Genomic DNA, 7,385 nt, shown 5'->3' with positions numbered 1-7,385 from the left:
GCCCCTCTTCACCCCGCGCCTGCGCCAGTACTTTCCCGAAACGCTGCTGTGGCGCCCCGAGGTGGTCACCGACCAGCGCGGCCGCGCCCACTTCGACTTCACCATGGCCGACAACATCACCTCCTGGTCCATGTCGGTGGTGGCCACGGACGAGGCTGGGCAGGTGGGCATCGCCAAGAAAGAGCTCCGCACCTTCCAGCCCTTCTTCCTGGAGCACGACCCGCCCAAGGTGCTCACCCAGGGCGACACCATCAGCCTGCCGGTGGTGCTGCGCAACTATCTCGACAAGCCCCAGACCCTGCAGACGGAGATGAAGCCGGAGTCCTGGTTCACGCTGCTGTCGGCGCCGCGGCAGGCCGTGATGGTCGCGCCCAACGGCGACGCCAGCGCGGTCTTCACCTTCCGCGCCGCGGCCAGCGTCCGCCAGGGCAAGCAGCGGGTGACGGCGCGCAACGCCACCACCGGCGACGCCGTCGAGCGCGAGGTCCGGGTGCATCCTGATGGAGAGGAGGTGGCGCAGACCACCAGCCATCTGCTGGCCGGCGGCAACACCGCCTTCGACGTGGCGGTCCCGCAGGCCGCCATTCCCGGCTCCATCGAGGGCGAACTGCGCATCTATCCCAACCTGGTGGCGCACGTCTTCGACGCCATGCACGGCATCGGACAGCAGCCCGTGGGCTGCGCCGAGCAGATCACCTCCACCGCCTACGTCAGCCTGCTGGCGCTCGAACTGCTGAAGAAGGCCGGGCAGGACGATCCCGCTGCGCCCAACAATCCCCGCGCTCCGCTGGCCAAAGCCGCCCGTGCCGCCGTCCAGGATGGTTACCTCTCGCTGGTGGACCTGCAGTCTCCCGACGGCGGCTTTCGCTACTGGAAGCGCGAGGAATCCGATCCCGCGCTCACCGCCTATGTGCTGCGCTTCCTGGCCGCCGCCGGCGAGTTCGTGGACGTGGGCAGCAGCGTCGTCGCCAGCGCCCGCGCTTACCTCCTCAAGCAGCAGCAGCAGAGCGGCGCCTGGACCGCGAAGCATTGGGTGCTCGCCCGCGACGGCGACTGGCAGGAGACCACGGTAGAGGACGCCAACGTCACCGCTTACATCGCGCGCTCGCTGGCCGAGACCCTGCCCGCCCCTTCCAAGGAGAAGGAGCAAAGCCAGGCGCGCGAGCAGCCGGAGAAGGCGCTCTCCGCCGCCCTCGACTGGCTGGAGCGCCGCATCGACTCCTGGCAGGATCCCTACCTGGTGGGCAACTACGCCATCGCCGCCGCGACCTACGGCCGCGCCGACCACTTGGCCAACGCCCGCGCCCTGCTGCTCCAGTTCGCCCACCGGGAAGGTCCCAGCATCTACTGGAACCTCGAGGCCAACACCTCGCCTTTCTACGGTTGGGGCTTCGCCGGGCGAGTGGAGACCACGGCGCTGGCGGTCGAGGCCATCAGCCGCATGCTGACGCGCCAGCCCGATCCCGAACTGCGCGAGCTGGCGGCCGGCGGCCTGCAATATCTGCTCACCCACAAAGACCGCTACTGCCTGTGGTACTCGACCCAGGCCACCCAGAACGCGGTCGAGGCCATCATCTCGGCGATTCCCGGCGGGGAAGAGAACGCGCCGGCGCGTGACGCCATCGTGCTGGTGAATGGCCGCGCGGCGGGCACGGCGCACTTGCCCGCCGCCCGCCTGGCCGTGGGTCCGGTCGTGATCGAGCTTCCGGATACTCTGACCAAGGGCAGCAATCGCGTGGAGATCTCGGTCCCCGGGGGCGCCGCCGCGATGAACGCGCAGATGATCGCCACCTGGTACATTCCCTGGTCGGAGTCCTCCGCCACGGCGGCGGAGAACTTCAAGCCCGGCGACACCCGCGCCCTGCATCTGAAGGTCACGTACGATCCCACCCAGTCCGGTCTCGACGGCGGCATCACCGCCCACGTGGAGGCGGAGCGCGTGGGCTTCCGCGGCTACGGCATGCTGCTGGCGGAAGTCGGGCTCCCGCCCGGCGCCGAGGTCGATCGCGCCTCCCTGGAGGCGGCGCGCGAGAGCAACGGCATCAGCCAATACGAAGTCCAACCCGACCGCGTGGTCGTCTACCTGTGGCCGCAGGCGGGCGGGACCAAGTTCGACTTCAAGTTCCGCCCGCGCTTCCGCGAGGACGCCCTCTCCGCGCCCTCCCTGCTCTATGACTACTACAATCCCGAGAGCCGCGCTGCCGTTCCGCCTCGCCGCTTCGTGATCCGCTGAGGCAGTAGGCAGAACCGCGGCCGCCGTGGTTCAATGGCAGTCCTCATGACCGCCGGCTGGGATGCCCGCATCGCGCGCGCGCAGGAGTTGGCCTCGCAGCAGCCCGCTGCCGCGCCCCTGCTTCTCTTCTATGCCCGCGTGGCGGAGTTCCAGAAGAAGGTCTGCGCGGAGATTTCGCCGCGGGTCGCCGCCGATCCGGAGCAATCGCTGCGCAGCCAGCTCCGCCCGGAACTCATCCTCCCGTTCTTTCCCGCCCTGCTCGAGTTGGTGGAGCAGTACGGCCCGGGGCGATTGGAAGAAGCCGCCCGCGAACTGGCAGCGACCGGCGAGGGCAAGTGCCGCGAGGTGCTGATGGACCACATCGCGGGGCGGCCCACCGATCCCTGCCTCGATTTCTTCGCCCGTGCCGCCGCGCAGCCCTACGCCGAGCATCTGGCTGCCAGGATGGCTTCCGGGCCGTTGCCGGCAAGCCAGGTCTGCCCGCTGTGCAACGGCAAGCCGCAACTGGGTGTGCTGCGCCCGGAAGGCGAAGGCACCAAGCGCTCGCTGCTTTGCTCCTTCTGCTTGCTGGAGTGGGAGTTCCGCCGGCTGCTCTGTCCCGCTTGCGGCGAGGAGAACGAGAGCAAGCTGCCCTTCTACCGCGCCGAGGAGCTTCCGCATCTGCGAGTGGAGAGCTGCGAGACCTGCCGCCACTATCTGAAGAGCGTGGATCTGGCGCAGAACGGCCTGGCGGTGCCCCTGGTGGACGAGATCGCCGCCTCCGCCCTGGATCTTTGGGCGCACGACCGCGGCCTCACCAAGATCGCCGTCAATCTGCTGGGGCTGTGAAAAAAAGCCGCCGGCGGGGCATTGACTTTGTTCGAAGACGGTAGTAGCGTTACGCCGCTTTTGGCACGATCGCGCCAAATGTTACTGCCGTGTTACACGGCCGTCCACGCTGTCAGGGCTGAGGTCCGATGTCCCCTTCGGATTTCAATTCGCCTCTGCTGACGCGTTCTGTTCACGCCGCCTCCCATCCCTGTCTGCGCATCCACGGAGAATGACTATGCCGACCTCTCGCCGTGACTTTTTCAAGACCGGGCTCGCCGCGGGCGCGGGCTTGTCGCTGCTGGGCTTCGATCTGACGCCGCTGCAGGCGCAGACCCAGGCCCTGAAGATCGCGCGCACCACCGAGACCCGCAGCACCTGCCCCTACTGCGCGGTGAGTTGCGGGGTCATCATCCACACCATCGGCGACAAGGCCAAGAACGTGGTGCCGCAGGTGGTGCACGTGGAGGGCGATCCCGACCACCCCATCAATCGCGGCACGCTCTGCCCCAAGGGCTCGTCGCTGCTGCAGGACATCGTCAACGAGCGGCGGCTGCTGAAGCCGCAGGTGCGGCGGCCGGGTTCCGACAAGTGGGAGGACATCGAGTGGGAGCAGGCCATCGACGAGATCGCGCGCCTGGCCAAGAGGACCCGCGACGACACCTTCGTCACCCAGGACGCCAACGGCAAGTCGGTGAACCGCTGCGAGGGCATCGCCTTCACCGGCGGCTGCACCGACACCAACGAGTTCAACTGGCTGGTGGTCAAGAGCATGCGCAGCCTGGGGGTCTGCTACCTGGAAAACCAGGCGAGGGTTTGACACGGCCCCACGGTCTCAAGTTTGGGACCAACATTCGGACGCGGGGCGATGACCAACGGCTGGGTCGACATGAAGAATGCCGACATGATCCTCGTCATGGGGGGCAACCCGGCGGAAAACCATCCTTGCGGCTTCAAGTGGCCCATCGAGGCCAAGCGCCACCGCAACGCCAAGATGATCGTGGTGGACCCGCGCTTCACCCGCACCGCCGCGGTCGCCGACCTCTTCCTGCAGATCCGCGCCGGCACCGACATCGCTTTCCTGGGCGGCATGATCAACTACGCCCTCTCCCACGACCGGGTCAATAAGGAGTACCTGGTCAACTACACCAACGCGCCGCTCATCATCAAAGACGGCTTCAAGCTGCCCGAGGACGGCCTCTACTCCGGCTGGAATCCGGAGAAGCACATCTACGACAAGTCCACCTGGAACTACGAGGAAGGCGGCAGCCTGACGGGCAAGCCGCCGGCGCCCTCGCCCGCGGCCAAGCCCGCGCCTCCGGCCAAGCCGGGCGCGCCGCCTCCGCCGCCCTCCCTGCCACCCAACGTGGCTTACGACCTGAACCTCGAGCACCCACGCTGCGTCTACCAGCTCCTGAAGAAGCAGTACTCCCGCTACACCCCGGAGATGGTGGAGCGCATCACCGGCATCCCCAAGGACCAGGCGGAGAAGGCGTGGGACCTGTTCACCTCGATCCGCAAGGGCGGGGACACCAAGAAGGCCGGGACCATCATCTACGCGGTGGGCTGGACGCAGCACACCTCGGGCACGCAGACCATCCGCACCGCCGCCATGATGCAACTGCTGCTGGGCAACATCGGGCGAGCCGACGGCGGCATGAACGCGCTGCGCGGGCACTCCAACATCCAGGGCGCCACCGACATGGCCGGCATCTTCGACATCCTGCCCGGCTACCTGAAGATGCCCGTTCCCAGCGACGATAGCTTGAAGACCTACCTGGACCGCGTCACGCCCAAGACCGCCAAGCCCAAGGAATGGGACTCGTTCAACTACTGGTCGAATATGCCGCGCTTCGCGGTCTCGCTGCTCAAGGCGATGTACGGCGACGCCGCCAAGAAGGAGAACGACTTCGCCTTCCACTACTGGCCCAAGATCGACCGTAACTACTCCTGGGCCGAGATCTGGGACGGCATGTACGCCGGCAAGGTCAAGGGCCTGTTCGCCTTCGGCATGAACGGGGTCATGATCGGTCCGAACAGCCGCAAGAACATCGACGCGCTCAAGAAGGCGGACTGGCTGGTGGTGTGCGAGATCTATCCCGACGAGACCAGCGAGTTCTGGCGCGCCCCCGGCATCAGCGCCGACGAGACCCGGGGCATCAAGACCGCGGTCTACCGCCTGCCCGGGGCCGGCTTCGCCGAGAAGGACGGCACCTTCGTCAACTCCGCGCGCTGGCTGCAGTGGAAGAACGCCGCCCTGCCTCCACCGGGAGACTGCCGCCTGGACCAGGACATCCTGGCACAGATCTTCCTGCGCATCCGCGAACTCTACCAGAAGGACGGCGGCAAGTTCCCCGACCCGGTGCTGAACGTGTCGTGGGCCTACACCAATCCGCGCAATCCCTCGCTGGCGGAATGCGCCAAGGAGATCAACGGCAAGGCCCTGGCCGACGTGGTGGACGAGAAGACGCAGACCACCATCAAGGCCGGGCAGCAGCTTCCCGGCTTCGCCTTCCTGCGCGACGACGGCTCCACCATGAGCGGAAACTGGCTCTACTGCGGCTCCTGGACCGAGGCCGGCGCCCTGATGCAGCGCCGCGGCACCGAAGACCCTTCCGGCCTGGGCATCTATCCCAACTGGGGCTGGTCGTGGCCCATGAACCGCCGCGTCATGTACAACCGCGCCTCCTGCAACCTGGAGGGCAAGCCCTGGGACCCCACCCGCAAGCAGGTGTGGTGGAACGAAGGCGCGCAGAAGTGGGTGGGCAACGACGTCCCCGACTTCAAGCCCGACTCCAACCCCAAGGACCACATGGGCCCCTTCATCATGAATCCCGAGGGCGTGGGGCGGCTGTTCGTGCCCCTGGGGTTCGTGGGCGACGGTCCCTTCCCCGAGCACTACGAGCCCACCGAGAGCCCCATCGCCAACCCTCTGCACCCGCAGCAGTCCAACAACCCGGTGGCCAAGAAGTTCAAGTCCGACATGGACAAGCTGGGCACCCCGGACCAGTACAGCGTGGTCTGCACCACCTACCGGCTCACCGAGCACTATCACTACTGGACCAAGAACAATCCTATGAACGTGGAGTTGGTGCCCGAGCCCTTCGTGGAGATCCCGGCCGAGCTGGCCGACGAGATGGGCTTGCACGGCGGGGAGAAGCTCAAGATAAGCAGCGCGCGAAGTCATTACATCGCCAAGGCGATGGTCACGCGGCGCATCAAGCCCATGACCATCGATGGCAAGAAGGTCTACCAGATCGGCATCCCCATCCACTGGGGCTACCGCGGGATCGCCGAGGACGCGGGCAAGACCGGGCTGACTCCGGTCAACCAGCTCTCGCCCGCGGCCATCGATCCCAACGCCTACACGCCGGAATTCAAAGGCTTCCTCGTCAAGATCGAGCGGGCCTAGAGAGGGGGGCACGAAGATGAGCGACAAGAGAACATTGCAAGCGCAGAAGATCTCGGGCCACCCTGGACCCATCCCGGGCGAGGGCATGCAGCGCACCGAGGAAGTATGCAAGCTGGTGGACACCACCACCTGCATCGGGTGCAAGGCCTGCGAGGTGGCCTGCGTCGAGTGGAACGACATGCCGTTCCAGCCGACCATGTTCGACAACACCTACCAGACCATGCCGGAGACCCACTTCAACTTCTGGAACCTGATCAAGTTCAACGAGCACGTGCGCGAGGACGGCACCCTGGCGTGGCTGATGCGCAAGGACCAGTGCATGCACTGCGCCGACCCCGGCTGCCTGCGCGCCTGCCCCGCCGACGGCGCCATCGTGCAGTACGCCAACGGCATCGTGGATTTCAACCAGGAGAACTGCATCGGCTGCCAGTTCTGCGTCTCCGGATGTCCCTTCAACATCCCCAAGTTCAATCCCTCCACCAAGAAGGTCTACAAGTGCACGCTGTGCTCGGACCGCGTGGGCCAGGGCCTGGAGCCCGCCTGCATCAAGGCCTGTCCCACGGGCTGCCTGCAGTTCGGCACCAAGACCGACATGAAGTTCGCCGCCGAGCAGCGCGCCCGGCAGCTCAAGGAGCACTTCGGCATCGCCAACGCCGGGGTCTACGACCCCGAGAGCATCGGCGGCACCCACGTCATCTACGTGCTGCACGATGCCTCCAATCCCGAGGCCTACGGCGGCCTGCCCGCGAACCCCAGGATCCCCTTCGCCTTCACCCTCTGGAAGGAGGTCTTCAAGCCGCTGGGGCTGATCGTGGCCATGACCGGCTTCCTGGGCGCGCTTTTCCACTACGTCTTCCGGGGCGCACACCGGCCGCAGCCGGAATTGCCGCTCAAGCCGGCCGCGCCACCCAGCGCGCCGGCGGCGGGGAAGGG

Annotated in this window: 4 protein-coding genes; all 4 read left to right on the top strand. The window is 66.8% G+C overall.

Annotation, left to right across the window (positions count from 1 at the left end):
- Nucleotides 1-2,233 (top strand): alpha-2-macroglobulin family protein (locus VEG08_09150; protein HXZ28147.1); only part of this gene is annotated, 2,233 nt, incomplete at its 5' end.
- Nucleotides 2,234-2,278: 45 nt separating this feature from the next.
- Nucleotides 2,279-3,061, top strand: coding sequence for a formate dehydrogenase accessory protein FdhE (locus tag VEG08_09145; GenBank protein HXZ28146.1), 783 nt, complete (start codon nt 2,279-2,281; stop codon nt 3,059-3,061).
- A 217-nt stretch (nt 3,062-3,278) separates the two neighbouring features.
- Nucleotides 3,279-6,452, top strand: coding sequence for a formate dehydrogenase-N subunit alpha (fdnG, locus tag VEG08_09140; protein ID HXZ28145.1), 3,174 nt, complete (start codon nt 3,279-3,281; stop codon nt 6,450-6,452).
- A gap of 16 nt (nt 6,453-6,468) precedes the next feature.
- Nucleotides 6,469-7,385 (top strand): formate dehydrogenase subunit beta (gene fdxH / locus VEG08_09135; protein HXZ28144.1); only part of this gene is annotated, 917 nt, incomplete at its 3' end.

This window comes from Terriglobales bacterium (assembly GCA_035624475.1).
In the GTDB taxonomy this organism is placed as follows: Bacteria; Acidobacteriota; Terriglobia; order Terriglobales; family Acidobacteriaceae; genus DASPRL01.
The sequence above is the reverse complement of the archived record's forward strand: the minus strand, read 5'-3'. Positions and strand labels throughout refer to the sequence as shown.

Coding starts and splice junctions, on each gene's coding strand:
- VEG08_09145 (HXZ28146.1), top strand. CDS start 2,279: ATGACCGCCGGCTGGGATGCCCGCATCGCGCGCGCGCAGGAGTTGGCC.